Source organism: Mycobacterium sp. 1164966.3, assembly GCF_001665395.1.
GTDB lineage: Bacteria > Actinomycetota > Actinomycetes > Mycobacteriales > Mycobacteriaceae > Mycobacterium.
Window position 1 is genome coordinate 1 of the sequence record NZ_LZSG01000020.1, and the last position, 15,850, is coordinate 15,850.

At 67.7% G+C, this 15,850-nt stretch carries 18 protein-coding genes; 4 read left to right on the forward strand and 14 right to left on the reverse strand.

Annotation, left to right across the window (positions count from 1 at the left end):
* The 7 genes from A9W99_RS06895 to A9W99_RS06925 form a co-directional block, all read right to left on the reverse strand.
* The coding region (locus A9W99_RS06895; protein WP_067375164.1) for an adenylate/guanylate cyclase domain-containing protein at positions 1–1,133 on the reverse strand (1,133 nt) is incomplete at its 3' end.
* 42 nt (positions 1,134–1,175) lie between these two features.
* Positions 1,176–1,859: a two-component sensory transduction protein RegX gene (gene regX / locus A9W99_RS06900; protein WP_067232428.1), complete on the reverse strand. Its 684-nt coding sequence runs from the start codon at positions 1,857–1,859 to the stop codon at positions 1,176–1,178.
* 25 nt (positions 1,860–1,884) lie between these two features.
* Positions 1,885–3,108 (reverse strand): cell wall metabolism sensor histidine kinase WalK, encoded by a 1,224-nt coding sequence (locus tag A9W99_RS06905; protein WP_156622985.1) that lies wholly within the window; start codon positions 3,106–3,108, stop codon positions 1,885–1,887.
* 144 nt (positions 3,109–3,252) lie between these two features.
* Entirely contained in the window at positions 3,253–4,008 is a 756-nt protein-coding gene (locus A9W99_RS06910; RefSeq protein ID WP_067375166.1) for a phosphoglyceromutase, read from the reverse strand.
* Positions 4,009–4,021: 13 nt separating this feature from the next.
* A complete protein-coding gene (locus A9W99_RS06915) occupies positions 4,022–4,573 on the reverse strand; it encodes a YbjN domain-containing protein (protein WP_067375168.1) in 552 nt (183 codons plus the stop codon).
* Positions 4,570–5,919 (reverse strand): D-inositol-3-phosphate glycosyltransferase, encoded by a 1,350-nt coding sequence (mshA, locus tag A9W99_RS06920; protein WP_067375243.1) that lies wholly within the window; start codon positions 5,917–5,919, stop codon positions 4,570–4,572. The genes A9W99_RS06915 and mshA overlap by 4 nt, the downstream gene beginning before the upstream one ends.
* 4 nt (positions 5,920–5,923) lie before the next feature.
* Positions 5,924–7,228: an ROK family transcriptional regulator gene (locus A9W99_RS06925; RefSeq protein ID WP_067375245.1), complete on the reverse strand. Its 1,305-nt coding sequence runs from the start codon at positions 7,226–7,228 to the stop codon at positions 5,924–5,926.
* A 179-nt stretch (positions 7,229–7,407) separates the two neighbouring features.
* Here A9W99_RS06925 and A9W99_RS06930 point away from each other — a divergent pair, with 179 nt between their 5' ends.
* Complete coding sequence (locus A9W99_RS06930; RefSeq protein ID WP_067375170.1) at positions 7,408–8,160, forward strand: SDR family oxidoreductase; 753 nt, start codon at positions 7,408–7,410, stop codon at positions 8,158–8,160.
* Here A9W99_RS06930 and A9W99_RS06935 read toward each other — a convergent pair.
* Entirely contained in the window at positions 8,144–9,484 is a 1,341-nt protein-coding gene (locus A9W99_RS06935; protein ID WP_156622987.1) for an Ig-like domain-containing protein, read from the reverse strand. The two genes, A9W99_RS06930 and A9W99_RS06935, sit on opposite strands and share 17 nt — an antisense overlap.
* A 56-nt stretch (positions 9,485–9,540) precedes the next feature.
* Positions 9,541–10,611: a UDP-N-acetylmuramate dehydrogenase gene (locus A9W99_RS06940; protein WP_067375174.1), complete on the reverse strand. Its 1,071-nt coding sequence runs from the start codon at positions 10,609–10,611 to the stop codon at positions 9,541–9,543.
* Positions 10,612–10,637: 26 nt separating this feature from the next.
* Here A9W99_RS06940 and A9W99_RS06945 point away from each other — a divergent pair, with 26 nt between their 5' ends.
* The 3 genes from A9W99_RS06945 to A9W99_RS06955 are packed head-to-tail and all read left to right on the forward strand — an operon-like array spanning position 10,638 to position 13,047.
* Complete coding sequence (locus A9W99_RS06945; protein WP_067375176.1) at positions 10,638–11,159, forward strand: DUF2505 domain-containing protein; 522 nt, start codon at positions 10,638–10,640, stop codon at positions 11,157–11,159.
* A gap of 26 nt (positions 11,160–11,185) precedes the next feature.
* Positions 11,186–12,013, forward strand: coding sequence for a carbon-nitrogen hydrolase family protein (locus tag A9W99_RS06950; protein WP_067375178.1), 828 nt, complete (start codon positions 11,186–11,188; stop codon positions 12,011–12,013).
* The gene (locus tag A9W99_RS06955) at positions 12,010–13,047 is read left to right on the forward strand and encodes a DUF2993 domain-containing protein (protein WP_082929873.1); all 1,038 of its coding nucleotides are present in this window, start codon (positions 12,010–12,012) and stop codon (positions 13,045–13,047) included. The genes A9W99_RS06950 and A9W99_RS06955 overlap by 4 nt, the downstream gene beginning before the upstream one ends.
* Positions 13,048–13,056: 9 nt before the next feature.
* On the opposite strand, the gene deoC is transcribed toward A9W99_RS06955, so the two are convergent.
* From deoC to A9W99_RS06980, 5 genes are all read right to left on the reverse strand, one after another.
* The gene (gene deoC, locus A9W99_RS06960) at positions 13,057–13,764 is read right to left on the reverse strand and encodes a deoxyribose-phosphate aldolase (RefSeq protein ID WP_253869656.1); all 708 of its coding nucleotides are present in this window, start codon (positions 13,762–13,764) and stop codon (positions 13,057–13,059) included.
* Entirely contained in the window at positions 13,731–14,141 is a 411-nt protein-coding gene (locus A9W99_RS06965) for a DUF2599 domain-containing protein (protein ID WP_067375182.1), read from the reverse strand. The genes deoC and A9W99_RS06965 overlap by 34 nt, the downstream gene beginning before the upstream one ends.
* Before the next feature lie 13 nt (positions 14,142–14,154).
* Positions 14,155–14,424 carry a DUF2516 family protein gene (locus tag A9W99_RS06970; RefSeq protein ID WP_082929876.1) on the reverse strand — a complete coding sequence of 90 codons (270 nt, stop codon included), beginning with the start codon at positions 14,422–14,424 and terminating at the stop codon, positions 14,155–14,157.
* A 98-nt stretch (positions 14,425–14,522) separates the two neighbouring features.
* Positions 14,523–15,119, reverse strand: a complete 597-nt coding sequence (locus tag A9W99_RS06975; protein WP_067375184.1) for a heparin-binding hemagglutinin — start codon at positions 15,117–15,119, stop codon at positions 14,523–14,525.
* Between the two features lie 240 nt (positions 15,120–15,359).
* Positions 15,360–15,776 (reverse strand): helix-turn-helix domain-containing protein, encoded by a 417-nt coding sequence (locus A9W99_RS06980; RefSeq protein ID WP_067232391.1) that lies wholly within the window; start codon positions 15,774–15,776, stop codon positions 15,360–15,362.
* Between the last annotated feature and the right edge of the window lie 74 nt (positions 15,777–15,850).

The window sequence follows — 15,850 nt, forward strand, 5'->3', positions numbered from 1 at the left end:
CCAATATCGTCGCCGCGGACCTCGCACTCACCGGTGTGCAACCCCGCGCGCACCTGCAGACCCAACGCCTGCACCGCGTCGCGAATCGCCACCGCACAGCGGATCGCGCGTTGCGGGCCGTCGAACACCGCCAAAAAACCGTCCCCGGAGGTGTTGACCTCACGACCCCGAAACCGACCCAACTGCGCGCGCACCACCGCATCGTGGGCGTCCAGCAACGCATGCCAGTCCCGATCACCCATCTCCGCGGCCCGCCGCGTCGAGTCCACAATGTCGGTGAACAACACCGTCGCCAGCACCCGATCCTCAGCCACGTCGGCCTGATGGCCGGTGAGAAACTCGGCGACCTCCCGGAACGACTCCCGCCACGGCTCCACGAAGTGAAACACTTTGCGCCCCGGCAGCTCAACGTATTTCGCGCCCGGAATGTGGTCAGCTACGTACTTCCCCATCGAAGGCGTTATGAACGGGTCGTCGGTGTGCTGGATAACCACCGTTGGCACGCGCACCGTCGGAAGCACTGCCCGGACATCCATTTCCGCCGTCAGAGGCATCATTAGCGCAAGGGTCCGTGGACTCGCCGCAAGCCGTTCCATTCGCGCCCATGTTGCTCGAATCTCTTCGTTCCACGGCATATCTGGGTTGATCAGATGTTCGAACTCCCCGGTCCCCCACATGGCGGCCATTGCATTGACGGCTTCCTCGTCGAGCCCTTTGGGGCGCGTCTCGCCGCTCGCGTAGCCCTCCAGCACAACCAGTGCGGTCGTCCGTGACGGATGTGTCGCCGCGAACAACGACCCTGTCGCAAGCGCGCCGTCGATAGCGACGAGAACGGCCTCACGAGTTCCGATATCATCGAGCACCGCCGCGATGCTGTCGGCCCACTGCTCCAACGTCGGCAGCGCACCCGGCGTGACGGGATCAGACGCTCCCGTGCCCGGCTGGTCGAAGAAGATCAGCCGGCCGAGCGACGTCATCGCCTCGACCCACCCTTGTAGCGACGGTAACTCTGGAAGAATCTCGCAGCAGGTGAACCAGTTCGGGACGAACACGATGTCGCGAGGGCCGTCGCGTGACGTGCGATAGGCGACGCGCAAGTCCCCGTTCAGCGCATAGCGCGTCTCCGAGAACACCGCAGAAGTGTAAGTCCGCGTGAGCGGGTCAGCGGAGCTTTGTCAGCCCTCCAGTTTGTAGCCCAGCCCCCGCACCGTCACCAGGTGCACCGGATTCGCAGGGTCTGCCTCGATCTTGGACCGCAGCCGCTTGACGTGAACGTCGAGCGTCTTGGTGTCACCGACATAATCCGAGCCCCACACGCGATCGATCAGCTGGCCGCGGGTCAGTACCCGGCCACTGTTGCGCATCAGGTATTCGAGCAGGTCGAATTCCTTGAGCGGCAACGTGATTGTGTCGCCGTTCACCGAGACGACGTGGCGTTCGACGTCCATCCGGACGGGGCCGGACTCCAGCACCCCGTCGCTGAACTCCGAATCGTCGTCACCGCCGCGGCGCAGCACGGCCCGGATCCGGGCGATCAGCTCGCGCGCCGAGTAGGGCTTGGTCACGTAGTCGTCGGCGCCCAGCTCCAAGCCGACGACCTTGTCGATCTCGCTGTCGCGCGCGGTCACCATGATCACCGGAACGCTGGACCGGGCCCGCAGCTGCTTGCACACATCGGTGCCGGACATGCCCGGCAGCATCAAATCGAGCAGCACGATGTCCGCACCGGCGCGGTCGAACTCGGCGAGCGCCGAGGGCCCGTCGTTCACCACCGTGGCCTCGAAGCCCTCCTTGCGCAGCAGAAACGCCAGCGGGTCAGCCAGCGATTCCTCGTCCTCCACGATCAGCACACTCGTCATGCGCGCTGCTCCTCCTCATCGCGGGTCATCGACTCAGTTCTTCCTCTCGTTGTGACCGATTAGGCCGCACGTCGCGCACTCGTGGCTCCTCCACTTGCTCATCGTCGAGCTGCGCCGAGACGGCTGGAATGGACAGGGTGAACGTCGATCCGGTTCCGGGCTTGCTCCACACGCCGATGCTGCCGTTGTGGTTGGCGGCGACGTGCTTGACGATGGCCAGCCCCAGCCCGCTGCCGCCGGTAGCTCGCGAGCGCGCCTTGTCGCCGCGGAAGAACCGCTCGAAGACCCGCTCCTGGTCTTCGAGGGCGATCCCGATGCCCCGGTCGGTGACGGCGATCTCGACATTGTTGCCGCGCAGCCGCCGGCTGATCGTCACCGGCGTCCCGCGGGGTGAATACGCGATCGCATTGGACATCAGATTGGCCAGTGCGGTAACCAGTAGGGTTTCGTCGCCCCGGACCCGCAAACCGCTCGGCGCGTCGGTGCGCACCTGTATATCGGCGTTGTCAGCGGCCACTTTGTGACGCGAAATCGCCTCGGACACAATGGTGTCGACGTCGACGTCGACCATGTTGGGCAGCCGTTCAGCGCCCTGCAGGCGGGACAGTTCGATCAGCGAAGCGACCATGTCGCCCAGTCTGTTTGCTTCGACCAGCACCTTCTCGGCGAACCGGCGCACGGTCTCGGGGTCGTCGTGCGACGCCAGTAGGGCCTCGGCGAGCAGGGCCATCGCGCCGACAGGGGTCTTGAGCTCGTGGCTGACATTGGCCACGAAATCACGCCTGACCGCTTCGATGCGCGCATAGTCCGACTGATCGTGGACGAAGACCACAGCGAATCGACGGTCTTCCTCGCTCAACAGGCGCGCGTACCCGTGCACCGATAGCCGACCGCCGGCCAGACGTTTAGCCGGTGCCAGGTCGAACTCGATGTCTTCGCCACCCAGCGCCTGCTGTGCGGACCGCCACGCCTGGTCGTCGAGCTGGCGGTCACGCACCAGGCCCAGCTCCTTGGCGCGTTCATTGAGGTACACCACGTCACGGTGGCTGTCGACCACCGCCACGCCCAGCGGCATCAGCGCGATGATGCGCTGCAGCATCTGCGCGACGGTGATGCCCGCCCACTCGGTGGCCGCTCGCTGCCGCCGCTCGGTGAGGCGCGGTGCCACGCGGGCGCCGATCACTACGCCCACGGCCAGTGCCAGCCCGGACAAGACCCCGGCCAGCAACAGCGCCGAGAACACAGTCACAACCGAAATCCTACAAATCTGGTGAACGCCGCCCTAGCGGAGCGAGGCCAAAATCGGACAAGTCACATATTGCGCCACAGGTGTTCGGCTGCCGTTCACGTGCCGTTTGGCAAATGGCCCCGCTGGCGTGACCATCGGGGTCACTCAAGCCTTGACGGCGCCCTGGCTGGCTACCGCGGCGGCACCTGCGGCGGCAGCCTCCGGGTCCAGATATGTGCCGCCGGCCACCACCGGACGCAAATCGGGATCCAGGTCGTAGCGCAGCGGGATGCCGGTCGGGATGTTCAGCCCGACGACGTCCTCGTCGGACATCCGGTCCAAGTACTTGACCAGGGCCCGCAACGAGTTGCCGTGCGCGACGATCAGCACGGTCTTGCCGAACCGCAGATCCGGCACGATGACGTCGGTGAAGTACGGCAGGAACCGGGCGACCACGTCCGCCAGGCATTCCGTCAGCGGCCCGCCGCCGATATCGGCGTAACGGGGGTCCGCATCCTGGCTGAACTCGCTGCCCCGCTCGATCGGCGGTGGCGGAGTGTCATAGCTGCGCCGCCAGGCCATGAACTGCTCTTCGCCGTAGCGGGCCTTGGTCTCGGCCTTGTCCAGGCCTTGCAGCGCGCCGTAGTGGCGTTCGTTGAGCCGCCAGCTGCGCCGCACCGGAATCCACAGCCGGTCGGCGGTGTCCAGCGCCACATGCGCTGTCGTTATCGCGCGCCTCAACAGCGAGGTGTAGAGGATGTCGGGCGACAGGTTCTGTTCGACCAGCAACTCACCCGCACGCACCGCTTCTGCCTGGCCCTTTTCGGTCAGCCCGACGTCGACCCAGCCGGTGAACAGGTTCAGGGCGTTCCAGTCGCTCTCGCCGTGGCGGAGCAGCACCAGCGTGGCAGTGTCTCCCATGCCGGTTAGTCTCTCACGCAGTCCCCACCGGGTAGTCGCCGTCGTCGTCGTCATCGTCGTCGATCAGGTGCGCGAACGCCTGCAGGTTCTTCAGCGACTCCCCGCGCGCCACCCGCCACTCCCACTCTTTCTGGATCGACGACCGAAAACCCAACTCCAGCAACGTGTTGAAGTCCGAGTCGACGGCTTCCAGGACCTGCCCGAGTACCCGGTCGATCTCGTCGGCGTCGACCGAGTCCAGCGACATCCGCCCGACCAGGTAGATGTCCCCGACGTTGTCCAGCGTGTAGGCCACGCCGTAGAGCCGGCGATTGCGTTTGAGCAGGAACCGGTAGACACCCTCGTGGTTCTCGTCGGGCTTGCGGCAAACGAACGCCTCGACGCGAACCGAATGCTCCCCGACGGTCAGGATGGTGTTGGTCTTGAGCCTGCGCTCGCCGGGCAGCTCGACAATCAGGCCTGGCAGACCGCCGTGCGCGCCCGCGTGCTCCGAGTAGGTCAGCCCGCTGGCGCGCAGCGCACGCTCGATCAGCTGCTGGGTTGCCTCCGAGGCGGATGTCGTCATGCGCCTACGCCGCGACGCGACGCCCAGCGGCGACCGGTACGCACCGATACCAGTTCGCGGACCTGGCGGGCAGCCCTGAAGTCCGCGATCGCACGCCGGTAGCTGGCCAGCAGCGCGTCGGTGGTGTTATCCCAGGAGAAGTTGGCCGCGTGGGCGGCCGCCGCCCGGCTGATCGCCTGGCCCTGGGGTCCGGTGCTGAGCTCCAGCAGGTGGTCCAGGGCGCCTGCCCACTGGTCGACGTCGTGTCCGGACACCAAGGTGCCGGTGACGCCGTCGCGCACCGCCACCGGCAGTCCGCCCACCGCCGCCGCGGCCACCGGGGTGCCGCAGGCCTGCGCCTCGACGGCGACCAGGCCGAACGACTCCGAGTAACTCGGCACCGCCACCAGGTCCGCAGCCCGGAACAGGGTGGCCAGATCCGCGCGGGACTGCGGCGGCAGGAACGTCACGCGATCCGCGATGCCGAGCTCGTCGGCGAGCCGAACCAGCCCGTCCGGCGCCGCCAGACCGCTCCCGGACGGCCCGCCGGCCACCACAATGCGCACCCGCGGCAGCTGCGCGGCGGCGCGCAACACGATGTCGGGCGCCTTCAACGGCTGGATCCGGCCGACGAAGGCGACCAGGCGTTCGTCGAGCGGCAGGCCGAGCGTCGCCCGGGCCGCCCGGCGGTCTCCTGGGCGGAACACATCCAGATCGACGCCGGGATGGACCACGTCGATTCGGGCGGGGTCGGCGTGGTGGATCGAAATCAGTTGTCGGGCTTCGTCATCGGTGTTCACGATCAGCCGGTCCGCTTCATCTACCACCTGCTGTTCACCGACCGTACGCAGCGGCGGCTCGGGCGTGTCCCCGTCGGCCAGCGCCGCGTTCTTCACCGCCGCCAGCGTGTGCGCGGTGTGGACCAATGGCACCGCCCAGCGGTCGCGGGCCAGCCAGCCGACCTGACCGGACAGCCAGTAGTGCGAGTGCACGATGTCGTAGTGCCCCGGTTCATGGGACGCTTCGGCGCGCAATACGCCGGCCGCGAACGCGCACAACTGGGTGGGCAGGTCGTATTTGTCCAGGCCTTCGAAGGGTCCGGCCACGACGTTGCGAACCAGCACGCCGGGCGCCACCCGGGCCACCGGCGGGTCCGCGGACGCGGTGGCCCGGGTGAAGATCTCCACCTCGATGCCCCGCCTGGCCAGGTGCAATGCGCTCTGCAGCACGTAGACATTCATGCCACCGGCGTCGCCGGTGCCGGGCTGGGCCAGCGGGGACGTGTGCACGGCCAATAGGGCCACCCGGCGCGGATTGCTCACTGCGGGGTCTTGGCGCACCCTTTCATCATTACAGGACGCGCTCAGCGCACTACGCCGACGACTCGGGGACGGCCTCGGGAAGCCGGACGTCCAGCACCCCGGAACGGCGCATCGCGCCCAGCGGATCGGCGTAGATTCCGCCCAGGGACACGATCCCGGCACCGGCCTCCTGTACCCGGTTGCCGAACGCCGTGACGCGGATGTCGCGCGGCGGCAGCACCGAACGCGCCGCGAACGCCGCCTCGACCTCTTCCATCCCCTCGGGATACTCCGTGAACGCGTGGCCCCCGACCACCAGCTCGTCGGGATTGAGCAAGTCGCGCAGCAACGCGACCGCCTCGCCGAGCATGCAAGCGCGCTCGGCCAGCAGATCTTTGGCCAGCTGGTTGCCGGCCCGGGCCACCCGCAGTAGGTCGGTGATGCCCGCGGCGGACCCCACCATCCGGTTCGTGGCAGCGAGACCGGGCAGGATGCGCAACCGGCGGGCGGCGGCCAGGACCGCTTCGTCGCTGACCGTCGACTCCAGCTGTCCGGTGCCACCGAGCAGGTCGGAGTGCGCCGGCAGGCCCGCGATGGTGCCCGGGCCGCTGGCTGGGCAGTGCACCCGTCCATCGATCACCAGCGCATAGCCCACGGTTTCGCGGGCGTAGACGTAGAGCGTGGTCGCCGACGTCGGAGCGAACCGCCGCATGCCGAGCAGCAACTCGGCACCGGCCATCGCGTCGACGTGGGACGCCACCGACACCGGCAGGCCCAGCGCGTCGGCCAGCACCGGCCCCACCGGCGCCTGTCGCCAGCCCAGCCGGTGGTGGTCGACATGTCCGGTGGCGCTGTCGACGGTGCCACCGATCGCCACGCCGGCCCACAGCGGCTGGCGGCGATGCCATCGCCTCAGGTACCGGTCCGCGCTGTCGGCCAGCGACGCCAGCGCCGGCCCTGCGCCGCTGCGCGGGGTGGGGGTCTCGACCGTGTCCAGCGTGCGGCCGAACAGGTCGGTGGCCACGATGCTGGTGGTTCGGGCGCCGATGTGGATCCCCAGCGTCACGAACGGTTCGTGGTTGACCTCGACGGGCACGCGCGGGCGTCCGATGGCCCCCGAGACGGCCAGATCCGCCCGCTCACGCAGCAGCCCGGCGTCCAGCAGGGCGATGACCTGACGATTCACCGTCGCGATGCTCAGCTTCGTCACGCCGGCGATGACGTCACGCCCGACCGGGCCGCGTAACCGCACCGCGCGGAAGACGGACGCCGCGGCGGAGTCAGACAGATGCAGCGACGGCGGCACGATCTGGCGGTGTGACCGCAGCTGGGCGCGGCGGCTGGATGAATGATGGGTGAAAGAGGTTGAGCGCACGAGCGTCCTTAAGTCCGAGTTCTGTTGGCCGGGAACCTGGCCGCGCTTTCCGAATGAGGTCAGGCGCGACAAAGTGCGCGGCAACAACACTCGCCCGCGCAGAACTGCGCGGACGGGCTGCTGAACACGGCGCTGCGGTGCACAACGAGGAATTTAGCACGTTTATTAGAGTTGTCCCGATGATCACCGCGGACGCGCAGCAACGGGTGGCAGTGGTAACCGGTGCCAGTTCGGGAATCGGGGAGGCGACCGCCAGAACCCTTGCGGCCCAAGGGTTTCACGTGGTCGCGGTGGCACGCCGGACGGACCGGGTCAACGCCCTGGCCGACGACATCGGCGGCACCGCAATTGTGGCCGACGTCACAGACCAGGGGGCCGTCGACGCGCTGGCCGGCGCGCTGGATCGGGTTGACGTGCTGGTCAACAACGCCGGCGGGGCCCGCGGCCTGGAACCCGTCGCCGACGCCGACTTCGAGCACTGGCGCTGGATGTGGGAGACCAACGTGATGGGCACGTTGCGGGTCACCCGCGCGCTGTTGCCCAAGCTGATCGACTCCGGCGACGGACTGATCGTCACCGTCACCTCCATCGCCGCGATGGAGGTCTACGACGGCGGAGCCGGCTACACCGCGGCCAAGCACGGCCAGGGCGCGCTGCACCGCACGCTGCGCGGCGAACTGCTGGGAAAGCCGGTGCGGCTCACCGAGATTGCGCCGGGTGCGGTCGAAACCGAGTTCTCGCTGATCCGCTTCGACGGCGACCAACAGCGCGCGGACTCCGTGTACGCCGGGATGACGCCGCTGGTGGCCGCCGACGTCGCCGAAGTGATCGGGTTCGTGGCCTCCCGCCCCGCGCACGTCAACCTGGACCAGATCATCATCCGGCCCCGCGACCAGGCGTCAGCGACCCGTCGGGTTACCGGCCCGGGGTAGTCGGGGTGCCCGACAGGCTGGGCGCGTTCGACGGCGTGGCCGGCGCGGTGACCGGAATCTTCGTCGCCGGCGGGTGCGCCGACGGCCGCGGCAGCGCCGACATCGACACCCAGGTGTCCCAGTCCACGGCCCAGTCCCAGATGTCGCCGTCGGAATAGGACAGCTGGATGGAGCTTCCCGTCACCTCGACCGGGTCGCCGTAGATGGCGCTGGCGAAGTACTCCGCGGCGTCGCCGGTTGACAGGTTGATGCAGCCGTTGGTGACGTTGGTGTTGCCCTGTGCGCCGGCGCTCATCGGGTTGGCGTGGATGAACTCGCCGTTGTTCGAAATCCGCACCGCCCAGCGTTCGTGGACGTTGCTGTAGCCCGCTGCCGGGTTGGACATGTAGAAGTCCGCGTATTTCTCGGTGACCACGTGGATTCCGTTGCGGGTGACGTTGCGCGCCTTGTCGGCCTCGCCGTAGCTGCAGGGGAAGTCCATGATGACACCGGCGTCAGTGACCACCTGGATGCGATGCGACGACACCTCGGCCTTGACCACCTGCCGGCGTCCGACCTGAATGCTCAGCGAGAAATCCTGCGCGCCGTAGGCGCCGTCGCCGAACGGCAGCCCGTACAGCTTGGCGTCGACGTTGACCGTGGTGCCCGCCGGGTAGTACTCGCGGGGACGGTAGTGGATGCGCGCGCCTTTCGCCTCGTCGGGCAGCCACGCCCAACTGCCCTCGACCGGCGGGTTGGTGGTGACCGTCAGCGCCCGCTCGACGGCTGCCTTGTCGCTGATCGGCGCGTCGAACTGGATGATGATCGGCGCCGCGACTCCGACGGTCTGCCCGTCGGCCAATTGGAATCCGCCGTCGATCTTCTTGGTGGGCGTCACGGTGGTGAACTTGCCCTTGACCGGAATCGCCTTGCCGTCGTGGCCGACGGCCGACCCGTTCCAGGTGTAGGTCGAGCCGTAGCCCAGTGGCTCGGTGATGCTGTAAACGGTGCGGTCCTGGTTGTAGGTGCCGGCGACGGCCTTGCCCGACGAGTTGGTCAGGGCGACGTGCTGGAACCAACCGTCGCCGACCTCCACGCTGATCGGCGCGTTGGGTATCACGTCGTTGGTCGAATCGGCGGGCTGTAACTTCAGCTGGGCCGCCGCCGCCTGCTTCTTCTCGGCCTGCTTGCTCGCGGGGCTCGCACAAGCCGCCAGGATGTTCGGTGCGAACACGCCGACGCCGAGGGCCGCCAGGGCCAGACGCCGGTTGATCGACCCCTGGTTGCGGGGGTCGCTGGAGGTGCTCACGACACCTAAAGATACCGGGCGAAATGCGGGCCAAATGCCTTCCGGGCTGTCGCGGCGGCGTGCAGCGCGGTGCTCAGGCTCACAATCGGCCCTTACAACACGCACCCAACCAGCACCGGCTCGGGTATCAGTGTGATACCGAACACATCCCGGACCCCGTCGCGAATGATGCGGGCCAGCCCCAACACGTCGTCGGTGGTGGCTGCACCCCGATTGGTCAGCGCCAGCGCGTGTTTGGTGGACAGCCGGCAGGGGGCGGAAGGGTTCGGGTAGCCCTTGGCAAAACCCGCGCGCTCCACCAGCCAGCCGGCGGCCAACTTGACCCCGTCGGCTGCGGGATAATGTGGCACCGGTCCGTCAATGGTGCCGGCCAGGCGCGCGTAGACGTCCGGTGACACCACCGGGTTGGTGAAGAAGGACCCCACGCTCCAGGTGTCGTGGTCGGCCGCGTCCAACACCATGCCCTTGCGGGCACGCAGCGCCAGCACCGCGTCTCGGACCGCTCGCGGGTCGGCCCGCTCGCCGTTGCCCGCACTCAGGGCGGTCGTCAGCTCTCCGTAGCGCAGCGGCGCGCTGCACCCCGAGGGGTCCAGTGCGAACTCCACTTCCAGCACCACGTCCGCAAGAGCTTGCTTGAGCATGCTGGTGCGGTAGCCGAAGCCCAGCTCGGCCGGCGGTACCCAGCGCACCGCGCCACTGCCGCGGTTCAGCAGCCGGACGCGGGTGATGGTGTCGGACACCTCCGCGCCGTAGGCTCCCACGTTCTGCACCGGTGTCGCCCCGGCCGATCCCGGGATGCCGGACAGGCATTCCAGCCCGCCCAGCCCGTGCTCGATGGCCCTGACCACCACGTCGTCCCAGACCGCACCCGCCTCCGCGCGCACCACGTTGCCGTCGACCGCGATGCCGTCATTGGCCAGCCGCACGGCGGTGAGCTCGGTCAGCGTGTCGTCGATCACCAGATTCGAACCGCCGGCAAACACCAGGACCGGGCTGTCGTCGGCATCCAACTCCCGTAACGCTGCGATCACCTGTTCCGTAGTGGCACAAGTGATTAGACGGCGCGCGACCGGCCCGACCCGCAGTGTGGTCAGCGGGGCCAGCGGTACCTGCTCGGCGACGTGCGCACCGGCGAAGAGCGAACCGGGATCGCTCCGTTTCATGGCCCGTAACGGTAGCCTGGCCTGCTATGCCGCGTTCATTCGACATGACCGCCGAATACCAGGGCAGCGTCGAAGACGTCTTTCGGGCTTTCGCCGACCGGGAGTACTGGTTGGCCCGGCTGGCCGACTCGGGTGCCAGCGAATCGGCGCTCGAGTCGATGCGCGTCGGAGGCGAATCGGGAAACGACGGCACCGTCGAGGTTGTCATCCTGCAGGTGATTCACCGCCAACACCTGCCGGGCCTGATCACCCAGTTGCATCGGGGCGACCTCGGTGTCAGGCGCAAGGAGACCTGGAGCCCGATCACTGACGGCACCGCGACGGCATCGCTGGCCGGAGAGATCGTGGACGCTCCGGCGACGCTGTCCGGCACCGCCACCCTGGTTCCCGTTGCCCCGGGGGGCTCTCGGGTGGAGTTTCAGGCCAGTGTCCAGGTGCGCGTTCCGCTTATCGGCGGCAAGATCGAGAACGTCATCGGCGCGCAGCTGGCAGCTCTGGTGGAAGCCGAGCAGCGTTTCACCGCGAATTGGATCGCGGCTCACACCTGACTCGCTCGACTCCTAGGCTGGCGAGCATGCGAATCGCGCTGGCGCAAATACTCAGCGGCACCGACCCGGCCGCCAACCTGGAGCTGGTGCGCGAATACACCGACCGGGCCGCGGAGGCCGGCGCCCGGCTGGTGGTGTTCCCGGAGGCGACCATGTGCCGGTTCGGCGTCCCGCTGGCGCCGATCGCCGAGCCGGTCGACGGGCCATGGGCCGAGGGGGTCCGGCAAATCGCGAGCCGGGCCGGCATTACCGTGATCGCCGGCATGTTCACCCCCTCCGGCGACGGGCGGGTGAAGAACACGCTGATCGCCGCCGGCCCGGGCGCACCTAACCGCCCCGATACGCACTACGACAAGATCCACCTGTACGACGCGTTCGGCTTCGCCGAGTCACGCACCGTCGCACCAGGAGACGAACCGGTGGTCATCACCGTCGACGACGTAATGGTGGGGTTGAGCATTTGCTACGACATCCGGTTTCCGGCGCTGTACACCGAGTTGGCCCGGCGCGGCGCCCAGCTGATCGTCGTCTGCGCGTCATGGGGTGCGGGTCCCGGCAAACTCGAGCAGTGGACGTTGCTGGCCCGGGCCCGGGCGCTGGACTCGACGAGCTACGTGGCCGCCGCCGGGCAGGCCGACCCGGGTGTGGAATCCGCGTCAAAGGCACCGACCGGGGTGGGCGGCAGCCTGGTGATATCACCGCTGGGCGAGGTGGTGGCCTCGGCGGGTGCCGACCCGCAACTGCTGGTCGCCGACATCGACATGGCCGACGTGGCAGCCGCCCGAGAAAACATCGCAGTACTGCAAAACCAGGCACGCTTTATTCAGGTGGATAAGGCAGAATCGCCAGGGTGACGAATCCGCAAGGACCGCCCAACGACCCGTCGGCGTGGGGCCGTCCCGGTAACCAGGGTCCTTTTGGCAATCCGCAGGCACCAACCGAGCGGCTCCGCGGCGGGCAGCCGCAGGGTGGTTCGCCCGATCAAGGGCGAACGGTGCCAGGCCAGTTGCCGAGCGCGACGGAGCGGTTCGGCACGGCCAAGGCCAACCCGCGGCAGCCCGGCTACTCGCCGCCCCCGACACCGGCCGGACCCCCGAGAAGTCAGGTCGCCGGGCCGCCGGAAGACCCGGCCAAGCGGAAGAAGAAGCGCAGCCTTCGCGATCCGCTATCCATCGTCCTGGTGCTCGTCATCGTGCTCGCGGTGGTGGTTGCCGGGGTGATCGGAGCCGAGCTGTACGTGCGAAACCGAGCGACCAACAAAGTCGCCGAGGCCTTTGCCTGCGAGTTCCAGGACAAAGCCACCGCGAAGTTCGGGGTGGCTCCCCTGGTCCTGTGGCAGGTGATCACCAAACACTTCACCAACATCTCGGTGGATACGGCCGGCAACCAGATCAAGAACGCCAAGGGCGCGAAGATCGATCTCAAGATCCAGGATGTGCGCATCACGAACAGTCCCGATGCCAAGGGCACCATCGGCTCGATCGACGCCACCTTCACCTGGCCGACGCAAGGCATCAGGGACTCGATAGCGAGCAAGTTGCAGGGGCTGGCCAAATTCGTCACCAACACCGTGACCGCTCATCCCAACGACGGCACCGTCGAACTGAAGGGCATGTTGGACAACATGGTGGTCAAGCCGGTGGTCTCCGGTGGCGGCATCGAGCTGCAGATCCAGAGTTTCAATGCGCTGGGCTTTTCACTTCCCAAAGAGTCCGCGCAGTCGCAGTTGGACAAGTACACGTCCGACGCCACCAAGAACCTCCCGCTGGGCATCCACGCCGACAGTGTGCAGGTCACGTCCGACAGCCTGGTCGCTCACTTCGTGACGCAGAACGCCACCATCCCCACCGGGGGCAGCAACAAGAACTCCTGCTTCTCCAACCTGTGATCCAGGCCGTCAGCTGAGGCCATCGAGTACGGCGCGGGTGCCCGACAGGCCCAGCCGGGTGGCGCCGGCGTCCAGCATGGCCAGCGCGTCGGCCGCGGTGCGGATGCCGCCGCTGGCCTTCACTCCGAGTCGTCCGCCGACCGCGTCGGCCATCAGCGCTACGGCGGTCACCGATGCTCCGCCCGCGGGGTGAAACCCGGTCGAGGTCTTGACGAAGTCCGCGCCGGCGTCCTCGGCGGCGCGACATACGTCTGTCAGGGTTTGCGCGGGCGCCCGATCCAGCAGCACCGCCGACTCGACGATCACCTTGAGCACGGCTGCGCTGGCAGCGGCGCGCACCGCCTCGATGTCCGACCGCACGCCAGCGAAATCGCCGGCCAGCGCGGCGCCGACGTCGATGACCATGTCGATCTCGCCGGCCCCAGATGCCACGGCGGCGGCCGCTTCCTGCGTCTTGACCGCGGACAGGTGCTTGCCCGACGGGAATCCCGCCACCGCCGCCACCCGCACGTCTCCCCCGGCGGCTTGGACCGCGGTCGGCACCATCGACGGCGAGACGCACACCGCGTAGACGCCCAACTCGGCGGCCTCGGCGACCAGCGCGGTCACGTCGGCAGCGGTGGCCTCCGGTTTGAGCAGCGTGTGGTCGACCAGCGCGGCCAGCTGGTCACGCGTCAGCTCCACTAGAAGCCCTCGTCGGGGGCGCCCGGGTTGCAGCCGGAGGCGACCATCTCGGAGTCGTCGACGACCGGGCGCCACGGCTCCAGGTTCCAGCTGGTCTTGCCCGGTTGCGCGAACTCGGCGAACTGCCAGTGACAGATGAACTGGGCCCGCATGCCGGGAGTGTCGGCGTCCGGTGACAGTGCCAACACCTCGGACCAGGCTTCGTCGGCGGCCCCGGTCGTCCCACCCTGCCTGGCGGCAGCGCGGCCCGCCGGCGTCGGGTAGACCCGCAGGCTGGTGAAGTGCCCCCACCGAGCCCACTGCGTGTGATCGACGAAGGGAGGGGCGGGGTCTGCCCCCGGGTCCGCCACCGCCGGGGCGGCAGCTACCAGGGCGACCAGCGTCAATGCCGCGGCCAGCGGGGCTTTCATCTGCTTGTGGGAACTAGTGCGACTTACCTTGAACCTCAAGAAGCTTGGGCCGTACGTCGACCAGGTATACGCCGGCCGCACAGGCGGATATGACCATGAAGAACGGGCTGGCGAACAGCAGGGTGGCCAGGGCCACCGCGCCGGCGAGGATCAGCAACCACACCGGCTTGGTCAGCTTGTCCGCAGCGGTATAGGCGTCGTGCCGCTGCATCGCCGCATGCACAAACGCATACACCGACGTGACCAAAACGGCTATCCCCAGAACGATCATGACGGTACCCACGACATTCACGCCTCAAGGGTATGCGGGCCCCTGCCAAAACGTCGACTCCGAGCTGCCCTACCGGAGGGCAGCTCGGAGTCAATTGTGGGCTCTAGCCCTTACTTCTGGGTGACCTTCTTGGCCGGAGCCTTCTTGGCCGGAGCCTTCTTGGCCGCAGCCTTCTTGGCGGGCGCCGCCTTCTTGGCCGGAGCCTTCTTGGCCGGGGCCTTCTTGGCGGGCAGCTCGATGCCGACCAGCTTGGCGGCGCGCTCGCCGACCGCGCGGGTCTGCTGCGCGACCGTCCCCAGGGCCTCCTGGGTCAGCTCGACAGCCTGGTCCACGTAGCCCTCGGCACGCGCCGAAGCGTCCTCGAACGCCGACTGGCTACGCAGCCGCTCCAGAGCGGCCTCGCCGCGCTCAACCAGCTCGTTGTAGCGGGTGGTCGCAGCCTCGAGGTAGCCCTCGGCGGCGTTGCGCAGCTCCTCGGGGGTGAACCGCTCGCGCAGTTCGCGGAACCGGTCCGGCAAGTCCTCCTGCAGCTTGGCCAGCCGGTCGCGGGTCTCCTCGACCCGGCTGCGGGTGTCGGTACGTCGCTCCCCGGCGCGCTCGCGCAATTCCGCAACCAAGTCGTTGACGGTCGCCAGGGCCAAGTCAGCCGCGCCAAGCGCCGCCAGCAACGGAGCCCTCAGGTCCTCGATGTTCGCGTTTTCAGCCATGTTTGTTCCTTTCATGGGTTTTCGTTCGGCTTCATGGGTTTCTTTCGGCCTTGTGCGTATCTGGTCTGGTCTGGGGGTTAGGGCAAGCGTTGGCTCCTGCGCGAGGAGTAGTCAAGACCCGCGGATTGACATGGCACGCGGCTTGCAGAGAACCTCCTGATTTGTCGGGTCGATGGATGGTTGAGTTCGTCAACCGGGCCGAGGACAGCGCTGATGGTTTCGCCCAACCGGGCGACCAAATCAATCGGCGGTGTCGGTTTGGCTCGGACACTCCTCACGGATGGATTCGTTCTGGAAGGTGAATGACGCGTAGATGTCGAGCAGGACCTGCTTCTGACGCTCGGTGATCGCCGTATCGGTGATGATCGCGTCGCGCACCGGGCTCGGCTCACTGGGCTCGAGAATCCCGGCCCGCACATACAGGACCTCGGCGGAAAGCCGCAGCGCCTTTGCTATCTGGTTCAGGACGTCGGCGGACGGCTTGCGCAACCCGCGCTCGACCTGGCTCAGGTAAGGATTGCTGACACCGGACCGTTCTGCGAGCTGGCGCACCGAGACGTGAGCTGTCTCACGTTGGCTTCTGATGAAGCTGCCGATGTCGGAAGCCATATCGGAAGCAGCGGTAGACACCTTAGCGGCGAGCTTCTCCTCCGCCATTGGTGCCCTCCTCGATACACGGAAGTCGGTGCTTGGGAGCACCAGAGTACGGACGAATGCTTGCTATTGCAAGC

Excerpts from the sequence above, each read along its gene's own strand:
- A9W99_RS06950 (WP_067375178.1), top strand. The coding sequence starts at position 11,186 with ATGCGAATCGCGCTGGCGCAAATACTCAGCGGCACCGACCCGGCCGCC.
- A9W99_RS06930 (WP_067375170.1), top strand. The coding sequence starts at position 7,408 with ATGATCACCGCGGACGCGCAGCAACGGGTGGCAGTGGTAACCGGTGCC.
- A9W99_RS06965 (WP_067375182.1), bottom strand. The coding sequence starts at position 14,141 with ATGAAAGCCCCGCTGGCCGCGGCATTGACGCTGGTCGCCCTGGTAGCT.
- A9W99_RS06915 (WP_067375168.1), bottom strand. The coding sequence starts at position 4,573 with ATGACGACATCCGCCTCGGAGGCAACCCAGCAGCTGATCGAGCGTGCG.
- regX (WP_067232428.1), bottom strand. The coding sequence starts at position 1,859 with ATGACGAGTGTGCTGATCGTGGAGGACGAGGAATCGCTGGCTGACCCG.
- A9W99_RS06910 (WP_067375166.1), bottom strand. The coding sequence starts at position 4,008 with ATGGGAGACACTGCCACGCTGGTGCTGCTCCGCCACGGCGAGAGCGAC.
- A9W99_RS06980 (WP_067232391.1), bottom strand. The coding sequence starts at position 15,776 with ATGGCGGAGGAGAAGCTCGCCGCTAAGGTGTCTACCGCTGCTTCCGAT.
- A9W99_RS06945 (WP_067375176.1), top strand. The coding sequence starts at position 10,638 with ATGCCGCGTTCATTCGACATGACCGCCGAATACCAGGGCAGCGTCGAA.
- A9W99_RS06940 (WP_067375174.1), bottom strand. The coding sequence starts at position 10,611 with ATGAAACGGAGCGATCCCGGTTCGCTCTTCGCCGGTGCGCACGTCGCC.
- A9W99_RS06975 (WP_067375184.1), bottom strand. The coding sequence starts at position 15,119 with ATGGCTGAAAACGCGAACATCGAGGACCTGAGGGCTCCGTTGCTGGCG.